The 24,419-nt window shown below is 68.2% G+C and carries 32 protein-coding genes, 2 tRNA genes and 1 pseudogene; 15 read left to right on the forward strand and 20 right to left on the reverse strand.

Annotated elements, in window-relative coordinates:
- Positions 1-89: 89 nt before the first annotated feature.
- A complete protein-coding gene (locus tag C8D87_RS29035; protein ID WP_109641281.1) occupies positions 90-1,475 on the forward strand; it encodes a glycine--tRNA ligase in 1,386 nt (461 codons plus the stop codon).
- Positions 1,476-1,670: 195 nt separating this feature from the next.
- Positions 1,671-2,525: a hypothetical protein gene (locus C8D87_RS29040; protein ID WP_146771898.1), complete on the forward strand. Its 855-nt coding sequence runs from the start codon at positions 1,671-1,673 to the stop codon at positions 2,523-2,525.
- Here the strand turns inward: C8D87_RS29040 and C8D87_RS29045 are convergent.
- On the reverse strand, positions 2,515-3,411 hold the full coding sequence (locus tag C8D87_RS29045) for a serine hydrolase (RefSeq protein ID WP_146771899.1): 897 nt from the start codon (positions 3,409-3,411) through the stop codon (positions 2,515-2,517). The genes C8D87_RS29040 and C8D87_RS29045 overlap by 11 nt on opposite strands.
- A 16-nt stretch (positions 3,412-3,427) precedes the next feature.
- A complete protein-coding gene (locus C8D87_RS29050; protein ID WP_109641121.1) occupies positions 3,428-4,159 on the reverse strand; it encodes a Type 1 glutamine amidotransferase-like domain-containing protein in 732 nt (243 codons plus the stop codon).
- Between the two features lie 51 nt (positions 4,160-4,210).
- On the opposite strand from C8D87_RS29050, the gene C8D87_RS29055 reads away from it, so the two are divergent.
- The 5 genes from C8D87_RS29055 to C8D87_RS29080 all read left to right on the forward strand — a co-directional run bounded on the left by C8D87_RS29055 (position 4,211) and on the right by C8D87_RS29080 (position 8,593).
- Positions 4,211-4,885: a YdcF family protein gene (locus tag C8D87_RS29055; RefSeq protein ID WP_109641122.1), complete on the forward strand. Its 675-nt coding sequence runs from the start codon at positions 4,211-4,213 to the stop codon at positions 4,883-4,885.
- Positions 4,885-6,123 (forward strand): deoxyguanosinetriphosphate triphosphohydrolase, encoded by a 1,239-nt coding sequence (locus C8D87_RS29060; protein WP_112229103.1) that lies wholly within the window; start codon positions 4,885-4,887, stop codon positions 6,121-6,123. Before C8D87_RS29055 ends, C8D87_RS29060 begins: the two co-directional genes overlap by 1 nt.
- 248 nt (positions 6,124-6,371) lie before the next feature.
- Positions 6,372-7,379 carry a serpin family protein gene (locus tag C8D87_RS29065; RefSeq protein ID WP_112229104.1) on the forward strand — a complete coding sequence of 336 codons (1,008 nt, stop codon included), beginning with the start codon at positions 6,372-6,374 and terminating at the stop codon, positions 7,377-7,379.
- A gap of 446 nt (positions 7,380-7,825) precedes the next feature.
- Positions 7,826-7,996, forward strand: coding sequence for a serpin family protein (locus tag C8D87_RS29075; RefSeq protein WP_112229105.1), 171 nt, complete (start codon positions 7,826-7,828; stop codon positions 7,994-7,996).
- A 78-nt stretch (positions 7,997-8,074) separates the two neighbouring features.
- Positions 8,075-8,593: a Scr1 family TA system antitoxin-like transcriptional regulator gene (locus C8D87_RS29080; protein ID WP_109641125.1), complete on the forward strand. Its 519-nt coding sequence runs from the start codon at positions 8,075-8,077 to the stop codon at positions 8,591-8,593.
- On the opposite strand, the gene C8D87_RS29085 is transcribed toward C8D87_RS29080, so the two are convergent.
- Positions 8,590-8,769 (reverse strand): hypothetical protein, encoded by a 180-nt coding sequence (locus C8D87_RS29085; RefSeq protein ID WP_030472123.1) that lies wholly within the window; start codon positions 8,767-8,769, stop codon positions 8,590-8,592. The genes C8D87_RS29080 and C8D87_RS29085 overlap by 4 nt on opposite strands.
- A gap of 94 nt (positions 8,770-8,863) precedes the next feature.
- Between C8D87_RS29085 and C8D87_RS29090 the strand changes: the two genes are divergently transcribed.
- Positions 8,864-9,421, forward strand: coding sequence for a carboxymuconolactone decarboxylase family protein (locus C8D87_RS29090; protein ID WP_112229324.1), 558 nt, complete (start codon positions 8,864-8,866; stop codon positions 9,419-9,421).
- A gap of 4 nt (positions 9,422-9,425) precedes the next feature.
- Positions 9,426-10,238 carry a class I SAM-dependent methyltransferase gene (locus C8D87_RS29095; protein WP_233442344.1) on the forward strand — a complete coding sequence of 271 codons (813 nt, stop codon included), beginning with the start codon at positions 9,426-9,428 and terminating at the stop codon, positions 10,236-10,238.
- Here C8D87_RS29095 and C8D87_RS29100 read toward each other — a convergent pair whose 3' ends face one another.
- Positions 10,239-10,865, reverse strand: coding sequence for a dioxygenase family protein (locus C8D87_RS29100; protein ID WP_146771900.1), 627 nt, complete (start codon positions 10,863-10,865; stop codon positions 10,239-10,241).
- Between the two features lie 95 nt (positions 10,866-10,960).
- A complete protein-coding gene (locus C8D87_RS29105) occupies positions 10,961-11,848 on the reverse strand; it encodes a sigma-70 family RNA polymerase sigma factor (protein ID WP_112229106.1) in 888 nt (295 codons plus the stop codon).
- Positions 11,849-11,874: 26 nt separating this feature from the next.
- Here C8D87_RS29105 and dnaG point away from each other — a divergent pair, with 26 nt between their 5' ends.
- From dnaG to C8D87_RS29120, 3 genes are read left to right on the forward strand one after another with little or no spacing between them, the layout of a single operon-like run.
- On the forward strand, positions 11,875-13,764 hold the full coding sequence (gene dnaG, locus C8D87_RS29110) for a DNA primase (protein ID WP_109641128.1): 1,890 nt from the start codon (positions 11,875-11,877) through the stop codon (positions 13,762-13,764).
- Entirely contained in the window at positions 13,764-14,255 is a 492-nt protein-coding gene (locus C8D87_RS29115) for a hypothetical protein (RefSeq protein ID WP_112229107.1), read from the forward strand. Before dnaG ends, C8D87_RS29115 begins: the two co-directional genes overlap by 1 nt.
- Positions 14,256-14,279: 24 nt before the next feature.
- Positions 14,280-15,020, forward strand: a complete 741-nt coding sequence (locus C8D87_RS29120) for a trans-aconitate 2-methyltransferase (protein ID WP_112229108.1) — start codon at positions 14,280-14,282, stop codon at positions 15,018-15,020.
- Between the two features lie 6 nt (positions 15,021-15,026).
- Here the strand turns inward: C8D87_RS29120 and C8D87_RS29125 are convergent, their stop codons facing one another.
- The gene (locus tag C8D87_RS29125) at positions 15,027-15,308 is read right to left on the reverse strand and encodes a YtxH domain-containing protein (protein WP_109641131.1); all 282 of its coding nucleotides are present in this window, start codon (positions 15,306-15,308) and stop codon (positions 15,027-15,029) included.
- A gap of 143 nt (positions 15,309-15,451) precedes the next feature.
- Here C8D87_RS29125 and C8D87_RS29130 point away from each other — a divergent pair.
- Positions 15,452-15,524 (forward strand) — tRNA-Asn (locus tag C8D87_RS29130).
- Between the two features lie 66 nt (positions 15,525-15,590).
- Positions 15,591-16,448: an oxygenase MpaB family protein gene (locus C8D87_RS29135; protein WP_112229109.1), complete on the forward strand. Its 858-nt coding sequence runs from the start codon at positions 15,591-15,593 to the stop codon at positions 16,446-16,448.
- Here the strand turns inward: C8D87_RS29135 and C8D87_RS29140 are convergent.
- Positions 16,403-16,864 carry a GNAT family N-acetyltransferase gene (locus tag C8D87_RS29140; RefSeq protein WP_112229110.1) on the reverse strand — a complete coding sequence of 154 codons (462 nt, stop codon included), beginning with the start codon at positions 16,862-16,864 and terminating at the stop codon, positions 16,403-16,405. The two genes, C8D87_RS29135 and C8D87_RS29140, sit on opposite strands and share 46 nt — an antisense overlap.
- A gap of 105 nt (positions 16,865-16,969) precedes the next feature.
- Here C8D87_RS29140 and C8D87_RS29145 point away from each other — a divergent pair.
- Positions 16,970-17,044 (forward strand) — tRNA-Ile (locus C8D87_RS29145).
- Between the two features lie 65 nt (positions 17,045-17,109).
- On the opposite strand, the gene C8D87_RS48050 is transcribed toward C8D87_RS29145, so the two are convergent.
- The 13 genes and pseudogenes from C8D87_RS48050 to C8D87_RS29205 all read right to left on the reverse strand — a co-directional run bounded on the left by C8D87_RS48050 (position 17,110) and on the right by C8D87_RS29205 (position 24,418).
- Entirely contained in the window at positions 17,110-17,343 is a 234-nt protein-coding gene (locus C8D87_RS48050) for a tyrosine-type recombinase/integrase (protein WP_233442346.1), read from the reverse strand.
- Positions 17,252-18,286, reverse strand: coding sequence for a site-specific integrase (locus C8D87_RS29150; protein ID WP_233442347.1), 1,035 nt, complete (start codon positions 18,284-18,286; stop codon positions 17,252-17,254). The genes C8D87_RS48050 and C8D87_RS29150 overlap by 92 nt, the downstream gene beginning before the upstream one ends.
- Positions 18,286-18,465 carry a helix-turn-helix transcriptional regulator gene (locus C8D87_RS29155; protein ID WP_112229111.1) on the reverse strand — a complete coding sequence of 60 codons (180 nt, stop codon included), beginning with the start codon at positions 18,463-18,465 and terminating at the stop codon, positions 18,286-18,288. Before C8D87_RS29155 ends, C8D87_RS29150 begins: the two co-directional genes overlap by 1 nt.
- Positions 18,462-19,947: pseudogene (locus C8D87_RS49270) on the reverse strand (replication initiator). Before C8D87_RS49270 ends, C8D87_RS29155 begins: the two are co-directional and overlap by 4 nt.
- Positions 19,866-20,135 (reverse strand): hypothetical protein, encoded by a 270-nt coding sequence (locus tag C8D87_RS29165; RefSeq protein WP_112229112.1) that lies wholly within the window; start codon positions 20,133-20,135, stop codon positions 19,866-19,868. The pseudogene C8D87_RS49270 and the gene C8D87_RS29165 overlap by 82 nt, the downstream one beginning before the upstream one ends.
- Before the next feature lie 109 nt (positions 20,136-20,244).
- Complete coding sequence (locus tag C8D87_RS29170) at positions 20,245-21,054, reverse strand: hypothetical protein (RefSeq protein WP_170166623.1); 810 nt, start codon at positions 21,052-21,054, stop codon at positions 20,245-20,247.
- Positions 21,055-21,092: 38 nt separating this feature from the next.
- A complete protein-coding gene (locus C8D87_RS29175; protein ID WP_109629186.1) occupies positions 21,093-21,278 on the reverse strand; it encodes a hypothetical protein in 186 nt (61 codons plus the stop codon).
- A 2-nt stretch (positions 21,279-21,280) separates the two neighbouring features.
- Positions 21,281-21,619 carry a WhiB family transcriptional regulator gene (locus C8D87_RS29180; RefSeq protein WP_112229113.1) on the reverse strand — a complete coding sequence of 113 codons (339 nt, stop codon included), beginning with the start codon at positions 21,617-21,619 and terminating at the stop codon, positions 21,281-21,283.
- Positions 21,616-22,056, reverse strand: coding sequence for a hypothetical protein (locus tag C8D87_RS29185; RefSeq protein WP_233442348.1), 441 nt, complete (start codon positions 22,054-22,056; stop codon positions 21,616-21,618). Before C8D87_RS29185 ends, C8D87_RS29180 begins: the two co-directional genes overlap by 4 nt.
- Before the next feature lie 93 nt (positions 22,057-22,149).
- Positions 22,150-23,475, reverse strand: a complete 1,326-nt coding sequence (locus tag C8D87_RS29190) for a cell division protein FtsK (protein ID WP_233442349.1) — start codon at positions 23,473-23,475, stop codon at positions 22,150-22,152.
- A gap of 128 nt (positions 23,476-23,603) precedes the next feature.
- A complete protein-coding gene (locus C8D87_RS47140; protein WP_215732522.1) occupies positions 23,604-23,921 on the reverse strand; it encodes a hypothetical protein in 318 nt (105 codons plus the stop codon).
- A gap of 12 nt (positions 23,922-23,933) precedes the next feature.
- Positions 23,934-24,152: a hypothetical protein gene (locus tag C8D87_RS29200; protein ID WP_112229327.1), complete on the reverse strand. Its 219-nt coding sequence runs from the start codon at positions 24,150-24,152 to the stop codon at positions 23,934-23,936.
- Positions 24,152-24,418 (reverse strand): hypothetical protein, encoded by a 267-nt coding sequence (locus C8D87_RS29205; protein WP_112229116.1) that lies wholly within the window; start codon positions 24,416-24,418, stop codon positions 24,152-24,154. Before C8D87_RS29205 ends, C8D87_RS29200 begins: the two co-directional genes overlap by 1 nt.
- Between the last annotated feature and the right edge of the window lies 1 nt (position 24,419).

Consider the following 24,419-nt stretch of genomic DNA (forward strand, 5'->3'; position numbering starts at 1 on the left):
GCAGCGTAAGGCTCCGGTCGCCCGTTCGGGGCGCAACGTGACGGGCTAGGCTGACACCCCCGAATCTGATTCCCCCGATGGAGTTCCCGTTGGCCGCCGATCGCATCGAGACCGTTGTCAGCCTCTGCAAGCGCAGGGGGTTCGTCTACCCGTGCGGGGAGATCTACGGCGGTACCCGCTCGGCGTGGGACTACGGACCACTGGGCGTCGAGCTCAAGGACAACATCAAGCGCCAGTGGTGGAACTTCATGGTCCGCGGCCGCGAGGACGTCGTGGGCCTGGACTCGTCGGTCATCCTGCCGCGTGACGTGTGGGTCGCCTCCGGTCACGTCGAGGCGTTCGTCGACCCGCTGATCGAGTGCGAGTCCTGCCACAAGCGGTTCCGTGCGGACACGCTGTCCGAGGAGTACGCCGAGCGCACCGGCAAGGACGTCGCCGAGGGCGATGTGTCGGACGTGCCGTGCCCCAACTGCGGCGTGCGCGGCAAGTACACCGAGCCGAAGATGTTCAACGGCCTGCTCAAGACGCACCTCGGTCCGGTCGAGACCGAGGAGGGCCTGCACTACCTGCGCCCGGAGACCGCGCAGGGCATCTTCACGAACTTCCTGAACGTGCAGACGACGTCGCGCAAGAAGCCGCCGTTCGGCATCGGCCAGATCGGCAAGTCGTTCCGCAACGAGATCACGCCGGGCAACTTCATCTTCCGCACCCGCGAGTTCGAGCAGATGGAGATGGAGTTCTTCGTCGAGCCCGGCACGGACGAAGAGTGGCACCAGTACTGGATCGACGAGCGCACCCGCTGGTACACGGACCTGGGCATCGCGAAGGAGAACCTGCGGCACTACGAGCACCCGCAGGAGAAGCTCTCGCACTACTCGAAGCGCACCGTGGACATCGAGTACCGCTTCCAGTTCGGCGGCCAGGAGTGGGGTGAGCTCGAGGGCATCGCGAACCGCACCGACTTCGACCTCACCACGCACTCGAACGCGTCGGGCGTCGACCTGTCGTACTTCGACCAGGCCACGAACTCGCGCTACAAGCCGTTCGTCATCGAGCCGGCAGCCGGCGTCGGCCGCCCGATGATGGCGTTCCTCCTGGAGGCCTACGTCGAGGACGAGGCCCCGAACGCCAAGGGCGGCGTGGACAAGCGCGTCGTCCTGAAGCTCGACAGGCGGTTGGCGCCGATCAAGGTGGCCGTGCTGCCCCTGTCGCGCAACGCGGAGCTGTCGCCCAAGGCCCGCGACCTGGCGACGGCGCTGCGCCGCAACTGGAACGTCGACTTCGACGACGCCGGTGCCATCGGCCGCCGCTACCGCCGTCAGGACGAGATCGGCACGCCGTTCTGCGTGACGGTCGACTTCGACACGCTCACCGACCTCGCCGTGACGGTGCGGGAGCGCGACACGATGTCGCAGGAGCGCGTCGCGATGGACCAGCTCGAGTCGTACCTCGCCGCTCGCCTGATCGGCTGCTGAGCAGCCCGGTGCTGGTGTTCCGGCGTCCGGTCGGAGACGACGCGGTCTTCGTCCGGATGTCGGTGACGGACCCGCCGGCGGCTGCGACGCCCCGGTCGTGGCACGGCCGGGTGTGGTGTTCTGGCGTTCGCGCATGACCCGTGGCGGGCGCTTCGCCGCGGGCAACGTCCTGGAGCGCGCTCGCGTGTAGAAGGCATGACGGGGGAGCGGATCAGAAGACGAGGCCTCGTCCAGGCCGCGGTGGGCCTGGTGCTCGCCACCTGGGTGGTGGTCGTCGCGGCGCGGGCCGAGGTCGAGAACCCGCTGGTGCTCGTCGCCACGGCGGCGACCGGGATGCTGGTGTGCCTGTGTGCGGTGGCGGGCGGCGTGGTGGCGACGCGGCTCGCCGACGCGGCGGCGGCTGCTCGGTTGCGGCATGTGTTCGTCGTGCTCGACTGCATCGCGATGGCGACCTTCTTCCCGTTTTACTGGTTCGTGTACGCCCTTGAGTCCACTGAAAGACCGGGGGACTTCGCGGTGGGTCTCCTGTTCGTGCTCGTGGTGCCGGTGGTCTGCGCACTGATCCTCGCCGTGGTGGGCAGCCAGGCCGTGCACAAGATCGTCGTGGACGAGTACGGGCCGCTGATGCCGGACACCGGTGCGCTGGCGCAGCAGTTCAGGGTGCTCGGCACGGTGCTCGTCGTGGTGGGCGTCGTGTTGTCGATCGGTGTGGTGGTGATTGCGTTCGCTGCGCCGTCGCGTTTGCTGATGCTGGAGCTCATCGGTCTGGCGGTGACGCTCACGCCGGTGCTGCTCGGGATGCGGCTGGGGCGGGTGACGGACGTCCACGCGGCGCGGCGGAGCAATCTCGGCATGTACTTCGTACTTCCTGCCGCGAGCGGGTTCGCCGTGGCCAAGTTCGCCTCGTTGTGCGGCGCGGTGGGGATGCTGTTCGGCGCGCTGGTCTTCGGAGCGGTCGTGCTCCTCGTGATCGCGCTTGCCGTGGTGCGGGAGTACACCGGCGCCCAGGACTGGCTGTGGCGCGGGCGGAAGCGGCCGGTCAGCCGTTGACGCCCAGCTTCGCCAGCAGGGCCGTGGAGACGGCGTTGATCGACTGCCTGGCCGTGGTCCAGGAACCCGTCGGGCTGGTGGTGAGGACGGCGACGGCGTAGCGGTTGCCGAGGACACCTGCGCTGTGCAGGTAGACGTCGCTCGGCAGGTAGTACATCCAGCCCTGCTTGGCGTAGGCGCCGGTGACGCCGAGCAGGCCGAAAGCCTGGTTGAAGCCATCGGCGGCGGTGGGCGTGGCGGACGACAGCGCCGCGACGATCGTGTCTCGCACCGGCGAGCCGAGGATGTACTGGTAGAGCCGGACCATGTCGTTCGCGGTGATGACGACCTCGCCCCACTGCGACGGGTCTTCCGGCGCGTGGGTGCCGGTGAGTCCCGCTGCGGTGGCGACGTGGCCGATGGCGTCCATGCCGTCGAACCTCGTCCACAGCACGTCCATCGCGTTGTCGTCGCTCACGCTCAACGCGCGATGGATCAGGTCCTGGTCGTCGTCGGACAACGGCTGTTGCAACGCGTCGACGGCGAGGATGAGCTTCGACAGCGACGCCGAGTAGAACGGCTGGTCGCCGTGTTGCGAGACCACCTGGCCGGTGTCGAGGTCGAGGACGGCGACGCCGACGTCGGACGCGCCGCCCGCCGCAGCGATATTCGATATATCAGTCGGCGATATATTGGATACCGCAGACCGCGAGCCCGTATCCGATATATCAGGACTCGTATGCGATACGTCAGGTGCGGTGTGCGATATATCGGGGCTGTCGCCGGTATCCAATACATCAGGACCGCGCGATATATCAGCTGACGGCTTCGCGTGCGCAAGGCACGGCGCGGCGTCCGGGACGACGTAGACGGCCGCCGCGAGGAAGAGGATCAGAGCCCAGCGCACACATCCAAGGTCCGTCTCACAGGAGCCTGGTGTCGAGCTTTTCCTCCTGTGCGGTTGCTGAAGAATCCTCCCTGACCACCACGTACGCGCCGGAACCCTGACGTTCCGTCACCGCCTCGACGAGCTCGGTGCCGCGGTAGAGCAGGCCGACGCCGTCGTCGGTGCAGTAGGTCGTCGGCAGCACACCGGCGGCCACCGCCTCGTGGATCTTCGGGCGGCGCTGCTCCTCGGAGTCGTAGTGCACGCCGTTGCCGTAGGGCAGGAAGCCGAGGCCGTTCGTGACGATCCGGAGGTCCCGCCCGAACGAGTCGGTGGCGCCGCCCACGTGCCAGCAGATCGAGCCCGCCGACACACCGCTGAGCACCACGCCGGCCTCCCACGCCTTGCGGAAGACCGCGCCGAGGCCGTGCACCTCCCACACCGCCAGCAGGTTCGCGACCGAGCCACCGCCCACCCAGACGACGTCGTGCGAGAGGACGTAGCTCTCGAGGTCGTCAGTCGGCGGCATCGTGAAGAGGTTCAGCATCGACACGTCGACGCCGGCGACGCTGCCCGCTTCCGCCATGTTGGCGTTCATGTGCCGCTGGTCGCCGCCGGCGGTGCCGACGTAGCAGAGCCGCGGCCGGCGCCCCTCGACGCCGGACAGGTCCAGCGCGAAGTGGATCAGTTTGCCGAATTCCAGGAAGGTCCGGCGCCCCGCGCGCAGGCCTCCGGAGGTGGCGAGGATCGTGGGCTGCTCAGCAGGCATGACGAAGATCCTCGCAGGGGCGTCAACGCGACGTTCCTCCGGTCTGGAAGCATGCAAAGGGTGCGGACCCCACCACTGAAACCTCTGGCCAGGATTCGTCGCATCGTTTTGCGCCTGCTTTTCGGCGCATTGGTCATCGGTGTGCTCGTGGTGGGCGGTACGGCGTTCCGCGTGTGGCAGGTCGCGCGCGTCGACGACTGGACCAAGGCCGACATGGCGATCGTCCTCGGCGCCGCGCAGTACAACGGCGTCCCGTCCGACGTGCTCGCGGCCCGGCTCGAGCACGCGCTCGGCCTCTACCAGGAGGGCGTCGTCGGCTACATCGCCACGACCGGTGGCCGCCAGCCCGGCGACAACTTCACCGAGGGGCAGGTCGGCAAGCTGTGGCTGGTCAAGCGCGGGGTCCCGGAGGACCGCGTGCTGCAGGTCGGTGAGGGCGCGGACACGCTCGGGTCGCTGCGGGCCGTCGCCTCGGTCGCCCAGGAACGCGGCCTGAAGACCGCCGTGATCGTCAGCGACCCGTGGCACTCGCTGCGCGCTCGCACGATGGCGGAGGACGCTGGGCTGCGCGCGTGGACGTCACCGACGCGCGTGGGCCCGAACGTGCAGACGCGCGAGACGCAGTGGTTCTTCATCAAGCGCGAGACCGGGGCGTTGCTGTACTACCGCCTGATGAAGGCGCACGCCGGCGTGTTCGACGAGCTCAAGCTCCCTAAAATCGGGTGATGGGATACACCGGCCACGACGCGGAGCGCCTGCTCACCGAGGAACCGAAGAGCGCCGCGCTGCCGGGTGCCCGCACCGACACCCGCACGCCGTTCTCCCGTGACCGCGCGCGCGTGCTGCACTCCGCGGCGTTGCGCCGGCTCGCGGGCAAGACCCAGGTCGTGGGTCCCGGTGAAGGCTCCGAGGTCACCGGTGTCCCGCGCACGCGTCTGACCCACTCGCTGGAGGTCGCGCAGATCGGCCGCGGCATCGGTGAGGAACTGGGCTGCGACCCGGACATCGTCGACACCGCCGGTCTCGCGCACGACATCGGCCATCCGCCGTTCGGCCACAACGGCGAGAGGGCGCTCAACGAGCTCGCCGGCCCGTGCGGCGGCTTCGAAGGCAACGCGCAGACGTTCCGCATCCTCGCCCGCCTTGAGCCCAAGTCCGCGCACGGGCTGAACCTCACGCGCGCGGTGCTCGACGCGTCGACGAAGTACCCGTGGCCGCGCACGCCGGGCACGGTGAAGTTCGGCGTGTACGACGACGACCTCGAAGTGTTCGAGTGGATGCGTGCGGGCGCACCGGACCGTGAGCGGTGCATAGAGGCGCAGGTGATGGACTGGGCAGACGACGTCGCGTACTCGGTGCACGACGTCGAGGACGGCGTCCTGGCCCACCGCATCAGCCTCGGCGCACTGGCCCGCCCGGACGAACGCGCCGCCATCGCGTCACTCGCGGCCAAGACGTTCTCCGACGAGTCCGTCGCCGCGCTCGAAGCCACCGCGGAGGAACTGATCACGCTGCCCGTGATCGGCTACTGGACCGACCACGAGTACGACGGCTCGCTCGGCGCGCAGGTGGCGTTGAAGAACCTCACCAGCGAACTGGTCGGCCGCTTCGCCTCCGCGGCGGTCACCGCCACCCGCGAGGTGCACGGCGACGGCACCCTCACGAGGTACAACGCCTCCCTGGAGATCCCCCGTCAGGTGGCCGCGGAAGTGGCGCTGCTCAAGGCGATGGCCGTCCGCTACGTGATGAGCGACCCGGCCCGCCTCGCCATGCAGGCCGCGCAACGCGACCTCATCGCCGACCTCGTCACCCGGTTGATGGAACGCCCGACACTGCTCGATCCCGCGTTCCGCCCGGTGTTCGCGGCCGCTTCCTCCTACGAGGCACGGCTTCGCGTCGTCATCGACCAGGTCGCGCTGCTCACCGACGCACAGGCCGTGGCCCGGCACCGCGCATCGGCGTAGCTTCGAAGGCATGGCGGACGAGAGCAGACCGCCAGGCCGAAGATGGCCCTGGCGGAGACCGACCAGGGAAGCCGTGCCCGTGGGCTTCGACGACGAGGGTGACGACGACGGTTCGGCCGGTGTGCGCGAACCCCACCCCAAGCCACTCGGGCCGATGGGAGGAGCGGGGGAGCGGCCCATCCCGGAAGATCCGATCGTGATGTCACTGCCAGATCCACGCCACTAGTGTTTGTTTTTGGGAGCTCCTCGTGACCGATCAGGCCGACTTCGCTCTGACCGTGCACCGCGTCGCCGTACCTGATCCGTCCTCCAACGCGTGCTGGTCGCCGTTCTCGGTGGCCAGCGCGCTCGCGCTGGCCCGCGAGGCCGCCCGCGGAGAGACCCGCACCGAGCTCGACCGGCTGCTGACGGACTTCGACGCCACCGATGCCCTGGGCATGCCGGAACTGGCCGTCGCCAACACGCTGTGGGCCGACGACGACCTGGCCCTGAATCCGGACTTCTCGCTCACGAAGTCAGTGCGGCGCACGGCGTTCTCCGATCCCACGACGGTCCGCAAGCTCGTGAACACCGACGTGGCCGAGACGACCCGCGGCCTGATCCCCGAACTGCTGACGAACCCGCCGCCCCCGGACGCCGCGGCGATCATCGTCAACGCCCTGTACCTCAAGGTGGGCTGGCTGAACCCGTTCGCCGCCTGGGAGACCGCGCCCAAACCGTTCCACTCGCCCCGCGGCGCCGTGGACGTGCCGACGATGAAGGTGACCGAGAAGTTCCGCTACGCCCACCGCAACGGCTGGCAGACGGTCGTGTTGCCGGCCGCGTCCGGTGTCGAGGCCGTGATCCTGTTGCCGGACGAGTCGCTGGAGCAGCCGCTCGACGCTTCGGTCTTCGAAGCGACCGCCAGGACCAACCTGGAACTCTCACTGCCCAAAGTGGACGTTCGGGAGAAGTTCCAGCTGAAGAGCGTGCTGGAGCGGCTCGGGGTCCGGCGCATGTTCTCGCGGAACGCGGACTTCAGCGGCCTCTCGCCGGACGAACGGCTGTTCGTCGACGACGTGATCCACGAGGCCGTGCTGCGACTCGACGAGGAAGGGCTGGAGGGAGCGGCGGCCACCGCCGTCACGTTCCGGACGGTGTCGATCGAGATCCCGACCGAACCGATCGTGGTGAACGTCGACCGGCCGTTCCTGCTCGCCGTCCGGCACGCCCGCTCCGGCGCGATCTACTTCCTCGCGCAGGTCGCCCGGCCGTGACCAGGCTTTCCGGGGGACTTCTTTGACTGATCGGACCGGCTTCGCCTGAAGCTGCACCTCGTCGCCGTCCCTGATGCGTCCGCGAACGCGTTTCTCGATGGCCAGTGCCCTCGTCCTCGCGGGGAAGCCACCCTCGGCGAGACCCGCGCCGAACTCGACGCACTGCTCGGGGACTTCCACCCGGCGACGCGCTGGACGTGCCCGAACTGGCCGTGGCGAACACGCTGTGGGCCGACGACCGCCTGACCTTGAACCTGGGCTTCTCGCTGGCGTCCTCGGTGCGGCGAGGAAGCGACCAGGGGCCTGATCCCCGCGCCGGACGGCGCCGTGCAGGTACCGACGATGAGGTTGACGGCAGGGTTCGGCCACGCGCGCCACCACGGCTGGCAGACGATCGCGCCGCCCGACGAGGCCGGGATGGAGATGCTGGTGCTTGATGCGGATGGGTGTGCGAGCGATTGGGCGCCGCCGCGACCCCGGTCGTGCTGACGCGCGGGGCGAGGCCGAGGCGTCCGGCAGACCCGATCGTGGTGCAGGTGGATCGGCCGTTCCTGCTCGCTGTCCGGCACGCCCGCTCGGGCGCGATCCACTTCCTCCCGCAGGTCGCCCATCCGTGACCATTTGACGGGACTGTTCGCCCTGATGGGCGAGCGTTTCGCCCGGCGAGATCATGATCATGCCTTTACCGTTCCAGCATGACCCAGCACGGTGCCGACGAGCAGCTCGTCGTGCTCGCCGCGGCCGGCGCGACGCAGATCATCTGCTTCAGCGGCGTCACCATTCCCGTCCTGTTGAGGACCGAGTGCTACTCGAAAGCGCTGGCCGCCGCACTGGGCCTCACACCGTCGCCCGAGCTGCATCGCGATGGTGAGCTGCCGCCGTGCATGTTCTTCATCCACGAATACGCGCTGCGCACGGTCGTCGGCAACAACCGGCTGATGGAGGACCAGGTCCTGCACCTGCTGTTCCACGCGCCGTCGATCAGGATCGTGCCTGCCAGCGCCGGCGGCGCGGCGGCGATCGGGCTGGACTACGCGCTGATCCAGTACGAGCACGAGCCGCCGCTCGTCTACCTCGCGAACTGGGCGCTCGTCACCGACGCGGCCACCGTCGAACGGGCCGTGCTGGTCTTTCAGCGCATGCACGCCATCGCGCTCGACAACGAGAAGTCGCGCGACCTGCTCATGGACTACGTGGCCGTGTACGACCGTTAGTTGGGGGTGTTGCGACGCAGGAAGAGCCGCATTCCGTCTTCGCCGGGGAGCGCGCACAGCAGGAGGCGGACGTTCTGATGACGCACCGGCACCGCACACGAGTCGCCCGCCAGCAGTGTTCCCGCCAGCAGGCCGGCCGACTCGTGATCGATGTCCAGCACGAAGTCGTTGCTCATGCGAGGACCCTATGAGCTGACCGCCTCGCAACCCAGTCACCCAAAGGTGTCGCATTCTCTGTCACGTTCGAGCGAGCTGCGTCGTCCAATGGGCATGACGAGGATCAACGGAGTCACGAAGAAGGACGCGGGCCTGCTCACCAAGGCCCTGTACTGGTTCGCGCGGCGCGAGTTCGGGGCGGTGCCCGAGCCGGTGACCGTCATGGCGCACCACCCGAAGCTGCTGATCGCGAGCGGCCGGCACGAGCTGGCGGTCAAGAAGGCGGCTCACGGGCCGTTGTTCGAGCTCTGCGTCTACCGGACGGCGGTGAAGCTCGGCTGCTCGTGGTGCGTCGACTTCGGCGCGATGCTGATGAAGCACGGGGGCCTGGACATCGAGCGGTTGAAGCACATCGACTCGTACGCCACCTCACCGCTCTTCACCGACCTCGAACGCAAGGCGCTCGCGTACGCCGACGCGATGACCGACACGCCGGTCAGCGTCACGGACGAGCAGGTCGCCGAGCTGGAGAAGCTGCTGGGACGCAAGGAACTCGTCGCGCTGACCTACCAGATCGCGCTGGAGAACCAGCGGGCGCGGTTCAACAGCGCGTTCGGCATCAAGGACCAGGGATTCACCAGCGGCGACGCGTGCCGGGTACCGGCACACTAGACCGGTGGAGAAGATCACCCTGACGGGTGCCCAGGAGACCATGCTCGCCACGTTGTACGGCCGGGCGGTGGACAGCGGACGAGCCACCTCCGTGCTGCACGACAACGAGGCGAGGCGCGCCGTCGACCGCATCGACTACGACTTCGCGAAGACCGGGATGAACACGACGGCTGCGGTCGGCGTCGCCATCCGCGCCAAGGTGCTCGACGACTGGACCCGCGAGTTCCTCCAGCGCAACCCGTCCTGCACGGTGCTGCACCTCGCGTGTGGCCTGGACACGCGCGCGCATCGCATCGAACGGCCGGACACCGTGCGCTGGATCGACGTCGACATGCCGGACGTCGTTGCGTTGCGGCACAAGCTGCTGCCTGAGCCGCAGGGCGACTACCGGCTCGTGGCGTCGTCGGTGACCGAGGACGCCTGGCTGGCCGAGGTGCCCGCCGACCGTCCGGTGGTGGCGGTGTTCGAGGGTCTGTCGATGTACCTCACGCGCGACGAAGGCCACGCGTTGATCAGAAGGATCACCAGCAGGTTCGCCAGCGGCGAGCTGCTGTTCGACGTCTACGGGTCGTGGGGCATCAAGCTGCAGAAGCTCGTGCCCGCCGTCCGCAACGCCGGAGCGACCCTGCACTGGGGTGTGGACGACCCGCGCGAGGTCGAGGCGCTGCACCCCGGACTGACCACTGTGGACGCCTGGCGCAGCGTGGACCTGCCGTACCTGGACGCGTTGCCCAGGTCCGGCAGGATCCAGATGAAGGTCGTCAGCGCGATCCCGAAGCTCAGGGACGTCGGAAAGCTGCTGCGCCTGCGGTGGTGACTAGCGCTCGACGACGAAGTCGAACTTGGCGGTGTAGCGGTTGCCGACGAGCGGGCCGAGCTCGACCTCGCACTCGCGGTCGAGGTAGGCGTCGCGCCGGTTGAGCCAGGCGACGTTCATCCCGTACGCCCTGAGGTTGTCCGGGAAGAACAGCTGCGTGGTGAGGATCGGGCCACCCCGCGCCTGCACCTTGACGTGGATGTGCGGGGTACGGCCCGGATAGTCCTTCGGCACGACCGTCTCCAACACGTACGCGCCGGACGCGTTGGTGAACTGGTGGCCGCGCATCTTGAACGTGGTGTTGTCGTACGCGCCGCGGTCGTCCGCCTGCCAGAAGTCCAGCAGTGCGTTGGGGATGGGCGTGCACTTCATCGTGTAGACGAACCCGGTGAGGCTGAGCACGACCCCGGTGACGCCGGGCGTGCGCAGGTTCGTGCGCTGCGGGGAGTTCCGCTTGAAGTAGGGGCCTTCGATGTTCGACGGGGTGTCGTCGTCCTCGACGCAGGCCGGGGTGAGGGGAAGAGGGGCGCTGCGGGCGGTGGTGGTACCCGCGGCGGTCAGCGCGATCGCTGCCGCCGCACCAGTCGCCATGAACGCCCGGCGGGTGGGCTGGTCGTGTTCGGGCATGATCGAACTCCGGTGGTTGCAACCCGCGGCAGGGGCTTGGGCTGGACCAACGGCTGAAACGTTAGCGTCAAAACGATCCCGGTACCAGTGGCGGTCTAGACCAAAAAGTCGACGTGGCCGAGCTTGTCCGGGTTCGCGATGTCGTAGACCGCGCTGACCTTGCCCTCGTGCACGGTGAACGTCATGACGCGCTGCGCCGCCTCGCCCTTCGCCGCCATGATCAGACCGAGGTCGCCGTTGACCTGCACGGGCCGCATCTCCGGGAAGTCGTTCTCGAAGCCGTACTTGCGGATGAGGCCGAAGAAGAAGCGGGCGACCTTCTCCGCGCCGGCGACCGTGTGGACCGCGGTGCGGACCTTGCCGCCGCCGTCGCCGATCATCACCGCGTCCGGGTGCAGCAGGCCGAGGACGGCGTCGATGTCGCCACCGGCCATGGCCTGGAGGAACTTCTCCAGCACCTCCTGCTGCTCGGCCAGCGCCGCACGAGGCAGGGGCTCCGCACCCGCGACGATCTTGCGGGCGCGCGAGGCGTGCTGGCGCGCGGAGGCTTCCGAGACGCCGAGTGTGTCCGCGATCTCGTTGAACGACAACGAGAACGCGTCGTGCAGCACGAACGCGACGCGTTGCTCGGGGGTGAGCCGGTCCAGCACGACCAGCGCGGCCATGCGCACGCCGTCGGAGCGCACCACCGACGCCAGCGGGTCGTCCTCCTCACCGGTGGTGAGCAGCGGTTCCGGCAGCCACGAACCCACGTAGGTCTCCCGGCGCACGGCCGCGGACCGCAACCGGTCCAGGCAGATGCGGCTCACCACGGTCGTGAGCCAGCCGCGCACGTCCCTGATGCCCTCTGCCGCGGAGAAGCGCAGCCAGGCCTCCTGCACTGCGTCCTCTGCGTCCGCGACGCTGCCGGTCAGCCGGTACGCCACGCCGATGAGGTGGGTCCGGTGGAGCGCGAAGTCGTCGGCCGTGGTCACGGTTGGCAGTTTGCCAGGGGATTAGACTCGAACGCGTGGCAGGACGCATCAGGGAGAGCGACATCGCATTGGTGCGTGAGCGCAGCCGCATCGATGAGGTCGTCGGCGACCATGTATCGCTGAAGAGAGCCGGCGGAGGCGCACTCAAGGGGTTGTGCCCCTTCCACGACGAGAAGACGCCCTCGTTCAACGTGCGCCCGTCGCACGGCACGTTCCACTGCTTCGGCTGTGGTGAGGGCGGCGACGTGATCGCCTTCGTGATGAAGGTCGAGCACCTGTCGTTCGTGGAGGCCGTCGAGCGGCTCGCGGACCGGGCGGGCATCCAGCTCACCTACGAGGGTGGCGGCGTCACGATCCAGCGCGACCGGGGCACGCGCAGCCGGCTCCTCGAGGCGCACAAGGTGGCGGCCGAGTTCTACGCCGAGCAGCTCGCCTCACCGGAAGCGCAGGCGGCGCGCGAGTTCCTGGCCGAGCGCGGGTTCGACGAGGCTGCGGCACGCCAGTTCGGCTGCGGGTTCGCGCCCGGCGGCTGGGACAAGCTCACGAAGCACCTGCTGGGGCGGGGTTTCGAGCTCACCGAGCTGATCAAGTCTCAGCTCACCAAGGAAGGCCGCCAGGGTCCGATCGACCGGTTCCACCGGCGGCTGCTGTGGCCGATCAAGGACATCGGTGGCGAGGTCGTCGGGTTCGGTGCCCGGCGGATCTTCGACGACGACCCGATCCAGGCGAAGTACCTCAACACCAGCGAGTCGATGATCTACAAGAAGTCGCAGGTGCTGTTCGGGCTCGACCAGGCCAAGCGGGAGATCGCGAAGCGCAAGCAGGCCGTGATCGTCGAGGGCTACACCGACGTCATGGCGATGCACCTGGCCGGCGTCCCGACGGCGGTCGCGTCGTGCGGCACGGCGTTCGGCATCGACCACATGAACGTGCTGCGCAGGCTGCTGATCGACGACGACGTGAACGGCGAGGTCATCTTCACCTTCGACGGCGACGAGGCAGGCCAGAAGGCCGCGCTGAAGGCGTTCGAGGGGGAGCAGCAGTTCTCCGCGCAGACCTACATCGCGGTGGCGCCGGACAACATGGACCCGTGCGAGCTGCGGCAGGCCAAGGGCGACGTCGCGGTGCGCGACCTGGTGGCGCGGCGCACGCCGTTGATCGAGTTCGCGATCAAGGCGCAGCTCAAGGCGTACGACCTCGACTCCGTGGACGGACGCGTCGAGGCGCTGAAGAAGATGGTGCCGTTCGTCGCGCAGATCAAGGACCGCGCCAAGCGGGACGGCTACGCGACCCGGCTCGCCTGGTGGGTGGGCTGGGACGACGAGGCCATGGTCGTGCGGCGGGTGCGGCAGGTCGCCGGAGGCAAGGCGCCGGTCGCCACCGCGCAGCGCGTCGACCCGAACCAGATCGCGCTGGGCGTGGACGTCGACGGACCGCCGCGGCCGAACCCGCGCGACCCGCGGCTGGTGCCGGAGCGCGAGGTGCTCAAGGTCGCGCTGCGGCTGCCCGAGTACGCCGGTCCGCTGTACGACTCGCTGCCGGACGAGGCGTTCACCGAGCCCGCCTACGTGGCGCTGCACCGCGCGATCCGCGAGGCCGGCGGCGCTTCTTCCGGGCTCGCGGGCACGGCGTACCTGGACGCGATCTCGCAGGCGTGTTCGCACGCCTCTGTGCGGTCGGTGCTGACCGAGCTCGCGGTGGAACCGTTGGCCGTCAAGCAGAACGACGAGTTTCGCTACGTCTCGATGGTGATCGCACGGCTGCAGGAGGTGCAGGTCGGCAGGCAGGTCGAGGACGTGAAGTCTCGGTTGCGGCGGCTGTCCCCGATCAAGGACGCCGACGAGTACCGGGCGCTGTGGGGCGACCTGGTGGCGCTGGAGGAGTACCGCAAGGCACTCCTGCAGCAGAGCGCTGGAGTGCTGTAGTGGGGCTGTTTCGCCGGTTGTTCGGCTCTGGCGCGCCGGACGGGTTCACCGGATCGTTGGAACCTGACGAGACCGTGATCGCTTCTGCTCCCGTGCAGGACGGTCATCTCGTCGTCACGTCGCTCGGGCTGTGGGTGCCGGGTCCCCGTCGGATCGGCTGGCACCTGATCAGCAAGGTGAAGTGGGAGGGCGCGCTGCGGGTGGTCGAGGCGCACGAGGCCGGGCTGGAAGGCCCGGTCGTGCTGCTGGAAGACCTTCCCGCGCAACGCTTCGCCCTGGACGACCCCGGCCGGGTGCTGCGGGCGATCAGCCAGCGCGTCGAGAGCTCGATCCGGCACCGCGAGCGCGTCGAGTCGCCCGGTGTGTGGATCCTGCAGCGCAAGCTCCCCGGCCAGGACGGCGTCGTGTGGCAGGCGCGCGGGGACGCCGGGGTGGAGCTCGCCGCTGTGCGGGTTGCCGTGGCGACGTTCGCCGCGAGGCTTGCGGGCTAGCAGTACGCGTGTACTGTTAGCCGTATGTGGGATCCGGCGCAGTACTTGGCCTTCGCCGATCACCGGGGGCGGCCGTTCTACGAGCTTGTGGCGCGCGTGGGGGCCGAGTCCCCGCGCCGCGTGGTGGATGTGGGCTGCGGGCCCGGCAATCTGACCTTGTCGCTGGCGTCGCGCTGGCCTTCGGCTGTCGTGGAGGCGTTCGACTCGTCCTCCGAGATGGTCGAGGCCGCTCGTGCCGCCGGCGTGGAGGCACGTGTGGACGACGTGACGACGTGGGAACCGTTGCCGGACACCGATGTCGTGGTGTCCAACGCGGTGCTGCAGTGGGTCGCGTCACATCCCTCGATCGTGTCGAAGTGGGCGACCTCGCTGCCCGCGGGCGCGTGGCTCGCGTTCCAGGTGCCCGGCAACTACTCCGACCCCTCGCACCGCTTGATCCGCGAGGTCGCCGGACCGTCGCTGGCGCACGTCTTCCGCGCGGAGAAACCCGTTCTGGATCCCGTGGAGTACGCCGAACTGCTGGCCGGCTGCTCCTCTGTGGACGCCTGGGAAACCACGTACGTGCAGCGGCTCTCCGGCCCCGATCCCGTGCTGGAATGGGTCACCGGCACGGCTTTGCGGCCGGTGCGCGCGGCACTGTCCTCATCGGACTGGGAGGCGTTCGTCGCGGAACTGGCGCCGCGGCTGCGCGAGGCGTACCCCGAGCGAGCCGACGGCACCACGTGGTTCCCGTTCAGGCGGATCTTCGTGGTGGCGCAGGTGTGAAGATCATCACGCCCGAGGCGTGGCCGTAGGCGCGACGGTGCGGCCGTTGGCCTCCTCCTGGTGGCGCCACGGCGCCTTCTCGGCGGCCTTCTCCGCAGCGTCCGCCGCGAGGTCTTTTGCCTGGTGAGCGGCCTCGAACGCCTTGTCCTTGGCCTGGCTCGCCGTCTTGCGCACCGTGGGGTTCTCGATGAAGCGGTGCCACAGGCGCACGATCTGGTCGTAGCGCTCTCGTCCGGCCTTCGCGCCGAGCACGTAGCCGATCGCCGCACCGACCAAGATGCCCTTCATGCGGGTCTCCTCTCACATCGTGCCTGGTCAGGGCCTATTTTGCCGCAAAGTGGGGGGTGGTTGCAGAACCCGTTTTGAGGCTCATGTAGAGTTACCCACTGTCAGGAGGAACCAAGCCTGACGGGCAAGACACAACAGAACATTCCCCCATAGCTCAATTGGCAGAGCATGCGACTGTTAATCGCAGGGTTACTGGTTCGAGTCCAGTTGGGGGAGCTTCCAAGACCCTAGTCATCCGACTGGGGTCTTTTGGTTTCGGGGGTCCTGCGTGACTTTGGGTCCATGCCCCGGTTCACGAACCTCCGCCGCATCTCGTCGCTCGACCCCGTCGCCGACCACGAGGAGATCGTGCGGATCTCCGCCGGCCTCGAGTTCCCGTGGGACTACCAGAAGTCGCTGGAGCTGGCGCTCTTCCGCACGTACTGCGTCCCGACGATCTCGGGCCTGCTGGAGCGCACCGGCGAGTTCGAACGCCGCCCGCAGAAGCGCTACGACGACACCGCCGTGCTGATGGCGGAGCTCGTCGAGCACGGCTACGACTCCCCGCGCGGGCGTGAGGCGTTGCGCGTCGTCAATCGCCAGCACGGCCGTTACGACATCTCCAACGACGACATGCTGTACGTGCTCTCGACGTTCATCTACGACCCTCTCGACTGGATCCAGCAGTACGGCTGGCGGCCGTTGACGCACAACGAGCAGCTGGCCGCGTTCCACTTCTACCGCGCGGTCGGCTCCCGCATGGGGATCCGGGACATCCCGTCGGACTTCGGCGAGTTCCGTGCCTTCAAGGCGGCCTACGAGAAGCAGCACTTCGTGTTCGCCGAGTCGAACCACCGCATCGGCCAGTACACGCTGGACCTGTTCTGCTCGTGGTACCCGCAGGTGCTGAAGCCGGTGGTCTCACGGGCCGTGGTCGCGATGCTGGCCCCTTCGATGGTGCGCGCGTTCGGGTTCGCCGCGCCGCCACCCTGGGTCGGGGTTCTCGGGCGGTTGGCGTTGCGCGTGCGGGCTCTCGTGGTCCGCCGGATGCCCGTGCGGAAGGCCTTGAAGCTCACGAGCACGCCCAACCGCACCTACCCCGGCTATCCCGTCGGCTACCGGCCCTCGGACCTCGGGGCGATCTCCAACACCGCGCGCTGACCATTGAGCGTGAACCCCAGGGCCTTGAGGAACTCGTTGCCGGGCTTGAAGTTCGTGAGACCCACGTGCACGTGCGTGATGCCCGGGTAGCGCTCGGTGAGCGCCCTGGCCATCTCGCTGCCGATGCCCCACCTCCGCAGATCCCTCGGCACGAGGAAGAACCGGATGCTGGCGTGCCCCGGTTCGGGGTGGTCCAGCACCAGGTCCACGAACCCGATCATGCCCTGCGCCTCGGCGACCAGCAGCTGCTTCTGCTCGAACCGCGCACCCTCCGGCAACGCGTAGAAGAGGCTCTGCACGTCACCGGGCCCGGACGGGTGACCCGTGGCAGCCTGGAACCAGTCGTCGCAGTCGGCGAACAGCCGCAGCACCTCGGGCTCGTCCGCCGGAGTGAAGTCGCGGAGGGTCAAACGCACGCGTGCAGCCTATGTGTCGCTCGCCACGGGGGCGCGCAAGGGCCGTTCGGCGTGATCGGTATCCTCCACCACGCAGCGTTAGCGTGTGTGGTTCGCCGCTGCGAGGGGGCAGTAGCTCAACCGGTCAGAGCAGCAGACTCATAATCTGTCAGGTTGTCGGTTCGAATCCGACCTGCCCCACGTACTTGCTGGTCAGTGGGGGTGATCCGTCATCAACCAAGATCACCCCACACTTTTCTCTCACTTTATGAGGGCGACCACTTAACCGCGTTCAGCGCGTCAGCAGCCCGGCGGCTCGTCACCCGACGCCCCATGTAGACGTCCTGGGCGGTCGACACCTTCGAATGCCCGAGCTGATCTGCGATCTGCCGAGCGGACAGGCCAGCGTCATCCAAGATCGTGGCGACTGACCGCCTGAACGTACGGAACGTGACCCACGGATATCCGGCGCGCTGCCGAAATTCCCGCCACCTGGCCAACGTGTTGCTCCTTGTCGCGCAGGGTGCCGAGCGAGTTCGGGAAGACCGGCCCCTCCAACTCGTCCTCCGCGACGTTGAACCTCTCTGCGAGCCGACGCCGGCGGTCTCGCAACATCGTTACCAACCACGGGGGAAGGGCCAAAGCGCGCTTGGACACTTCAGTCTTGCCCTCGTTGATCCGCTGACCCTCACCCTTGACTCGGATGACGCTGCCTGCCCAGTCCACGGTGCCGGCGTCCAGATCGAGGTGAAACCAATGCACCGCGAGACCTTCACCAGTCCGTTCACCTGTACCCGCATACCAACGGACCAGGTCGGGCAGATCGTGACGAACCGCGACCTCATCGGCGTCTAGCTTCGCCAGGAGATCCGCCATCTCGTCCTCGGCCAGCGCTCGTGACGGCGTCTTGCGCCCTTCCAACCGAGCAACGTCCCGCACAGGATTGGCCCTCAAAGCACCATGCCGAACAGCCACAGCACACACACCCGACACGATGGTGCGTACCGTCTTGGCGCTTGCGGCGCTCTGTCGGCTCTGCACTGTGGTCAGGAGCCTTCCGATCCGTGCCACCGTCAACTCGCGCATCCTCAGTTCAGCGATGGCCGGAAGGACGACCCCATTCAAACGGCCTTCATAGGTCTCCAGTGAGGTGGGGGAACGAGTGCCGACAGCGACGGCTGCGCGGAACTCGGTAAGCCACACCTCGGCCGCCTCACGAAACCGACTCTCCGCAGTGATCATTCCTTCCTCAGCGGGTGCTGTGCGATCGCGCAGTGCTTCTTTCAAAGCCCTCTCAGCCGCCGTCTTCGTTCTGCCGGACCGTTCCACCGGTCGCGTAATGCCGTCGTAGTCGCGGAACTTGGTTGTGGCCCGCCAACCCGTCGAAGTGGAGTAGAAGCGGATCTTGCCGTACGTGCCGACATCCAGCGGCCTCCGTCCCATCAGCTCACTCCGTTCGGTTGGGCGTCGAACCAGGCGATGACCTCATCTGGGATGTACCGGACGTACTTACCGATGCGGCGGCCCGGTGGCCCGTACTTCCTTGTGCGCCACTGGTAGAGGGTCTGGACGGGGATGCCGAGGAAGTCGGCGACGTCCTTGATGGTCCATAGCTTGCTCATTGGTGTGTCTCCTGTTCGTACTTGCGTCGTCGGTTGTCGCGGATGCGGCCGGCCAGTGCGCTGGCGAGTTCGCGTTCTGCGTCGGTGTCGTAGCCGTTGCCCTGGTAGGCCCAGTCGTTGATGACGAGGACCGAGTCGGCTTCGAGGCCGAGGCGTTCGAGGGTTTCGTTGTGGCGGAAGGCGCGGCGTTCGTCGCGAATGGACTTGAACGTCGTGCTGTAGTGCTTGGACTTCGTCAGGAAGTGGCCTCGGAAGCCGAGCATGTGCGCCCAGCGGCGCAGCTTGAGGTCCGCGTACTGCGGGAGGCCGCCGAGGTCCCAGGCGGTTTGGATGATGCGGCGGTGGTGGTCACTGACCTTGGCGTGGTCAATGCAGAGCTGCGACCGGATCGGCCGGTCTGTGCCGTCCGTCTTGCCGGTGGTCTTGGTGGCGTACTTGGCCACGTAGGCGGCAAGGCGGGTCTCACTGATCGAGCCGTCCGCGTCCTCGACCTTGTGGGCATGGTTCGCGCGGATCGGGCGGACGTCGACCTGCGAGCCCCACCGCAGGTCGAGGGCGACGCCGTCCGGGCGGGGAACGGTGAGCTTCACCGAGGCGGCAGCGGCCTTGATGCAGGCGTCGAGGAGTTCGCTGGTGACCCACGACGGGGTGCGGTCGTGGGGACCGTCCGGGCCGTCCACGCGCACTACGGCGTGGAAGTGCACGAGACCGCGCCGCTGGTATTCGGCGACCTTGGCGTAGGACAGCCGGGCGTGGTCGGCGAACTCCCGAACCTTGAGCCCTGCGGCGTTGGCCAGCTCGCGGTTGAGCGATGCGGAAGCGGTGCCACAGCGCGCCGGCGTTGGCCTGCCAGAGCACCGAGCCCTCGTAGTCGTAGCCGTCAGGGTCGACAGCGGTGCCGATGCGCGGGTCGGCCTGGTGGTGGTACTCGCCGCAGCCGGTACACGGGCGGGTCTTGCCATTGGACGCGGTGAAGCGATTGTGCACCGCGCCGAACGAGGGTGCGGTGAGGGTGGCGAACGCCCGCGGCTTGTCGGTGACCGTGGTCGGGACGCCCTTGGAGCCGCCCGCGAGGCCTGCGTGCATGAGGTGGTAGGCGTCGGCGGCGTAGCGGTCCGAGCAGGTGGGGCAGACAGCGGAGCGTCGGTTGCCGCAGGGCACGAAGATCTCGCCGCCGTGGTGGGCCAGCACCTTGCGGGAGGTGGCGTCGTGCAACTGCCACGCGCCGAACAGGCGCACAGGGACGGCGCAACCGTTGGTGGCGGTGACCTTGGCACGCCATTCGCGGTAGCCGGGTGAGGCGACCTTGCGGGCAATGCGGTCTTCCAGGGTGGTGTGAGGATTTCCGGGCAGCACCACGACAGGCCTCCTTTCTTTGGCGTATAAGGAAGTGCGGGCGATCAGGTGAGGTTGTGGGCGTCGGTGATGACGAGCAGCGCGTCGAGGGCGACGGCGCGGGTGAGGTAGTCGAGGTCGGAGCACCAGCGGGCGGCGGTGTCGCCGTCCTGACGCCAGCAGGCCCACCAGCGGCGACCGCCGTAGCGCCAGCCACGCCAGTGGCGTCCGTCGCCGACCCAGCCGATCCAGGTGCCGTTCACGGTGACGCGGTAGGTAACGGTTCCTCCGGCCCACGATCCGTGGCCGAGGTCCCTGCTCAGCTTCACGTTCATGACGGGATCTCCTTGTGGTTGCGGGAAACGAGAAGGGCGGGACACGGTCGAGGGAGTGGGCCGTGTCCCGCCCTTATGTGGAGCAGGCGAGGGGTTGTCCTGCTCGTGGTCAGGCGGCGAGTTGGTCGGCGACGCGTGCGGCGAAGTCGGCGGGCAGTCGCAGGAGTTCGGCGACCTCGGGTGCGGTGAGGGGCCGTCCGAGTTCGTCCATGCGCGTGGTGAGGGTGCTGCGCATGGCGGGCGGGAGCCGCAGGCCCGCGAAGCGGTCGGCGTTCATGCTGGTCACTCGCGGGATGACAGCGGTGACCTCGGTATCCGCTGGTGCGGCCGGTGTGGCTTGAGCCGGTGAGGCCGCCGGAACCGTTCGGAGGGCCGCGTCTCGCACGGCCACGCAGCGCTGTTGAACGATCGGCATGACCTCGGCGAGCAGGAACACCACGACGGGGATGACGATGTGGAGGAACACGTTGCCGGCGCTGACCGGGCCTGCCGAGGGGGACACGGCGGACCAGACGTTGGTGACCAGCGTCGCGGCCAGTAGCAGCCGCTTGAGCTTCACCACGGGGCCGTCGTGGACGGGTTGGCCCTGCGCGAGCATCTCCGACTCCCACCGGAGCAGGGTGATCAGGATGCCCGCGAGGGCCGGTTCCACCAGCCAGGCTCCCCACCACAGTGGATCGGTGACAGGAAGCCGTCCGGCGAGGAAGTCGTGCACGCCGGTGGTGGTGAACCCGAGGCCGATCGCGAGGAACAGCCACAGCGACCGGGTGACCGAGGTGCGGAACCGGTCGGCGGTGACCGCGTTCAGCAGCGGATCGGCCGTGAGCGCGTGCACGTCGCGTGCCTCATCAAGCTGGTGCCGCAGCCGCCGCACGGCACGGGTCGGTGCGGTGTTCTTGTTGCGCTTGAACAGTTTCACGAGGGTTCACCTCCTTGAGCGGGTTGACGTGGGCACAGCTACTTGCCGTTAGCGGCGCGATGGAGAAGCCGTCCGAGCAGGAACAGCTCCACGGCGAGGACGGCGGTACCGATGAGGCCGACGAGCAGCCACATGACGGCGAGGCCGGCGAACACCGTGAGCGCGATGCCGAGGGCACGGGCGGGGGTCTTGCGGGTGACGGGGATGACGAGCTGAACGTCCATGGCTAAGCGACTTCCTTCCGGGTGGCGGGGTTGGTGCGGGGGTAGTAGGTCTGGTTGCGTTCTGAGCCGGTGGTCCCGGCGACGACGCCAGCCGCGTAGAAGCGGCGGGACCGCGTGCGGGTCTCCCAGGCGGTGTGATCGGTGCGGCACTGCTCGATCACCGGGCAGCCCGCGCAGAGCGACAGCGCCTGATCGGCGGTGTCGTTGGTGAAGAACAGTTCGGTGTCCTCCCCCGCGCACGCGGCGTCCACACGCCAGGCAGGCGGGGTGCCGGAGGGGCCGAACAGGGCGAGCATCAGCGCTCGCGTGCCGACGTAGCCGGGGTGGTCGTGGGGGTTCACGCCGCCACCTCCGCAGCGACCGGAACGACGGAGCGGGCCGACGCCACGAGGCGCGCGAGTTCGTCAAAGGAGGCCAGGTCCGTGCGGGCCTCTGCGAGGGTGGGCAGGCCTGGCAGGTTGGCGAACCGGTGTTCCCTGCCGTTGAGGCCGTCGTGTTCCTCGACGGTGCCGCCCAGCTCGAACACCGAGCCCGAGCACGCGAGGCCGATCCCGATGCCCGTGCCGGTCCGGCCGGTGGCGGCGAGGCGGACGTCATCGCGCCAGCCGTAGGTGAGGCCGAACTCGTTGCCGTGCAGGGTGGCGGTCCACAGCAGCACGGCCGCGAACCGGTCGACCGCCGTACCCGAGGTGAACTCGGCATGCACCGAGCGGGACCGGGTGGAGATGACCAGGCGATCCGGCCGGGGCAGGTTGTAGGTGCGAATGTGTCCGCGCACCGTCCGCAAGATGCGATCCAGTGAACGGTTGTCGTTGGCAGGCATGACGAACAGCCCTCCTAGAGGTTCGAAGTGGACAGAGAGCGGAGAGGGTCAGGAGACCGCGCGGAGCGTGGTCGGCTCCTTGAGGTACGACACCAGTTCGTCGCACTGCGCGTCGTCGGTGTAGGCGACGCGGACGCGGCGGGGTTGGCGGGTCTTGGGAGCGCGGGCGAACCCGATGCCGGCGAACTCCTCACCTTGCGGCAGTTCGTCGGCGACCGCGCCGCGTGCCCGCATGCCGTCCCCGAGGACCATGTCGGGGTGGCTGGAGCTGGAGACGCGCAGGCACACGCGGTGCGGCAGCAGCTCGCGGACCGGCACGGTGTCCTTGGTGGGCTCCTGCACCAACGCCTCGATCACGTCGTGCGTGGTGCGGCCGGTCGAGGCGATGATCGCGGTCTGGCCGCAGATCGCGTGTGCGTAGTCGGGCTGGTAGGCCATCGCGTAGCCGATCTCGTCGAAGATCAGCCAGTCGATCGGGAACTCCTGGGAGACCGGAGCCTTGCGGAGCTTGGCGCGTTGCATGCGCTTCTGTTTGCGCGCCATGTTCGCCACGAAGGCGTCCAGCAGTTCAAGCCCGTCGCCGGGGTTGTCGGCGTAGCGACCGTCAAGAACGGGCTTGAGCCAACCCCACTCCAGCATCTTCGGGTCGATCACCCACGGCCGGACCAGACCGGCCCGGATCAGCGGAGCAGCCGCCCGCAGGCGTTGCGCCGGGAGCGAGTTCTTGCCCGAACCGGTCTCGCCCGCGCGGAGGAAGTGCGTGCCGTACAACGGTTCGCGGTACTCGCGGCCGAACTCGTCCTCACCCACGTACAGCGACATCGGGTCGACGTCGGCCACATCCTCCGCGAGTTCCGGTGAGGGCATGACGTACGCGAACGGCTCGTCACGCTGGACGATCAGCACCACCTCGCCAGGGGCCGAGCGTTCAACCGCGACCCGTTCGGCCTTGAGGGTGTCCGCCAGGTCATCGACCGCGTCCACGAACGCCTTGAACGACATGCCGTGCACCAGCCGCACCCGCACCGTGTCCACCGAGGACGACCACGACCGCACCCGGATCACCCGAGGCACCAGGACTTGCCCGGTACGCGGGTGTGTTCGCGTCAGGCCGCACGAGCCCATCAGATCCGACCAGCGGCGACCGGTGTACGCGCCGGCCCAGCGGCGACGCCACGCACGCAGCACCGGGGCCGCGTAGGTGTCGAAGGTGTCCGGGTGCGCCCGGTACCAGGCGCCCAGACCCGCAGCAGCGCCACCGAGCACCACGCCAGTCGTGGTAAGGCCGAACTGGGACAGCGACGCCACCAGCGCCGACGGAGCGGCCACCGAACCGGGGTGACGCACCGCCCACACCACCGCCGCGAACTCCATACCCTGCGAACGAGCAGACTTACCACGGGAACGCTTGGACATCGCAACCTCCGAAAGTGTTGTGAGAGAACGGCAACGGCCGACCAGCCCAAGTTGGGGTGATCGGCCGTTGCCGAAGAACCGGGGTACTACCGAGGTGGGTGAGGCGTCTCCCTGGCCCACCACTGGAAACACTTCTCGCACTGAACGTCGTAGAGAGTCGGACCGCCTACCACCGAAAACACGGCGTGAGAGCAGCCACCACCTCGACGACGATCCGCCTTGTCCTCGTCGAGCAACACGCGGGCGTAGGACATGTGCGTGGTCAACGTGGCCACCGACCGCGCAAACTGGTCGTGCAGGCCCTTGAAGCCCTCCCGGTGGACCGGGATACCCCTGGCCGCGATCCGCAGCCCTGTCATGGACTTGCTGACATCGTCGAGAGCGTTGCGGAGCTGGTGCGACATCAGACCCTCCCCTCAACGCCGACGGCGACGCTTGCGGCGCTCGGCGGCTTCCTCATCGAGCAGCACGCGGGCGTAGGACATGTGCGTGGTCAACGTCGCCACCGACCGCGCAAACTGGTCGTGCAGGTCCTTGAACCCTTCCCGGCGAACCGGAATGCCCTTGATGGCGATCCGCAGCGTGGACATGGACTTGCCCACGTCCTCCAGGGCGTTGTTGAGCTGTTGAGACATCAGACCCTCCACTCACGAGACTTCAACTCGATCTCGTACTTGACCGCATGCTCCTTGAGGTCCTCCAAGTCCTTGCGCGCCTGGGACAACTCCTTGCGCAACTCGTCGGGCTTGGGCACCCGCCAGTCACCGGGCAGCGCGTTACCCGACTTCATCCGGTTGATCAGCGTTTCCAGCGGCGCGAGCTGCTCCGTCGCGAAGTTGATCGCGTTCACGAACTCGCTGTACTTCTTGATCGCGTGCGCGTTGTACGCCTGAACCACCATT

Source organism: Lentzea atacamensis (assembly GCF_003269295.1).
GTDB lineage: Bacteria > Actinomycetota > Actinomycetes > Mycobacteriales > Pseudonocardiaceae > Lentzea > Lentzea atacamensis.

What these genes read in the sequence shown, in the direction of transcription:
- C8D87_RS29040 (WP_146771898.1), top strand. Translation starts at nt 1,671, where the DNA reads ATGACGGGGGAGCGGATCAGAAGACGAGGCCTCGTCCAGGCCGCGGTG.
- C8D87_RS29050 (WP_109641121.1), bottom strand. Translation starts at nt 4,159, where the DNA reads ATGCCTGCTGAGCAGCCCACGATCCTCGCCACCTCCGGAGGCCTGCGC.
- C8D87_RS29055 (WP_109641122.1), top strand. Translation starts at nt 4,211, where the DNA reads ATGCAAAGGGTGCGGACCCCACCACTGAAACCTCTGGCCAGGATTCGT.
- C8D87_RS29060 (WP_112229103.1), top strand. Translation starts at nt 4,885, where the DNA reads ATGGGATACACCGGCCACGACGCGGAGCGCCTGCTCACCGAGGAACCG.
- C8D87_RS29080 (WP_109641125.1), top strand. Translation starts at nt 8,075, where the DNA reads ATGACCCAGCACGGTGCCGACGAGCAGCTCGTCGTGCTCGCCGCGGCC.
- C8D87_RS29085 (WP_030472123.1), bottom strand. Translation starts at nt 8,769, where the DNA reads ATGAGCAACGACTTCGTGCTGGACATCGATCACGAGTCGGCCGGCCTG.
- C8D87_RS29090 (WP_112229324.1), top strand. Translation starts at nt 8,864, where the DNA reads ATGACGAGGATCAACGGAGTCACGAAGAAGGACGCGGGCCTGCTCACC.
- C8D87_RS29100 (WP_146771900.1), bottom strand. Translation starts at nt 10,865, where the DNA reads ATGCCCGAACACGACCAGCCCACCCGCCGGGCGTTCATGGCGACTGGT.
- C8D87_RS29120 (WP_112229108.1), top strand. Translation starts at nt 14,280, where the DNA reads ATGTGGGATCCGGCGCAGTACTTGGCCTTCGCCGATCACCGGGGGCGG.
- C8D87_RS29125 (WP_109641131.1), bottom strand. Translation starts at nt 15,308, where the DNA reads ATGAAGGGCATCTTGGTCGGTGCGGCGATCGGCTACGTGCTCGGCGCG.
- C8D87_RS29135 (WP_112229109.1), top strand. Translation starts at nt 15,591, where the DNA reads ATGCCCCGGTTCACGAACCTCCGCCGCATCTCGTCGCTCGACCCCGTC.
- C8D87_RS29150 (WP_233442347.1), bottom strand. Translation starts at nt 18,286, where the DNA reads ATGGGACGGAGGCCGCTGGATGTCGGCACGTACGGCAAGATCCGCTTC.
- C8D87_RS29155 (WP_112229111.1), bottom strand. Translation starts at nt 18,465, where the DNA reads ATGAGCAAGCTATGGACCATCAAGGACGTCGCCGACTTCCTCGGCATC.
- C8D87_RS29165 (WP_112229112.1), bottom strand. Translation starts at nt 20,135, where the DNA reads ATGAACGTGAAGCTGAGCAGGGACCTCGGCCACGGATCGTGGGCCGGA.
- C8D87_RS29175 (WP_109629186.1), bottom strand. Translation starts at nt 21,278, where the DNA reads ATGGACGTTCAGCTCGTCATCCCCGTCACCCGCAAGACCCCCGCCCGT.
- C8D87_RS29190 (WP_233442349.1), bottom strand. Translation starts at nt 23,475, where the DNA reads ATGGAGTTCGCGGCGGTGGTGTGGGCGGTGCGTCACCCCGGTTCGGTG.
- C8D87_RS47140 (WP_215732522.1), bottom strand. Translation starts at nt 23,921, where the DNA reads ATGTCGCACCAGCTCCGCAACGCTCTCGACGATGTCAGCAAGTCCATG.
- C8D87_RS29200 (WP_112229327.1), bottom strand. Translation starts at nt 24,152, where the DNA reads ATGTCTCAACAGCTCAACAACGCCCTGGAGGACGTGGGCAAGTCCATG.
- C8D87_RS29205 (WP_112229116.1), bottom strand. Translation starts at nt 24,418, where the DNA reads ATGGTGGTTCAGGCGTACAACGCGCACGCGATCAAGAAGTACAGCGAG.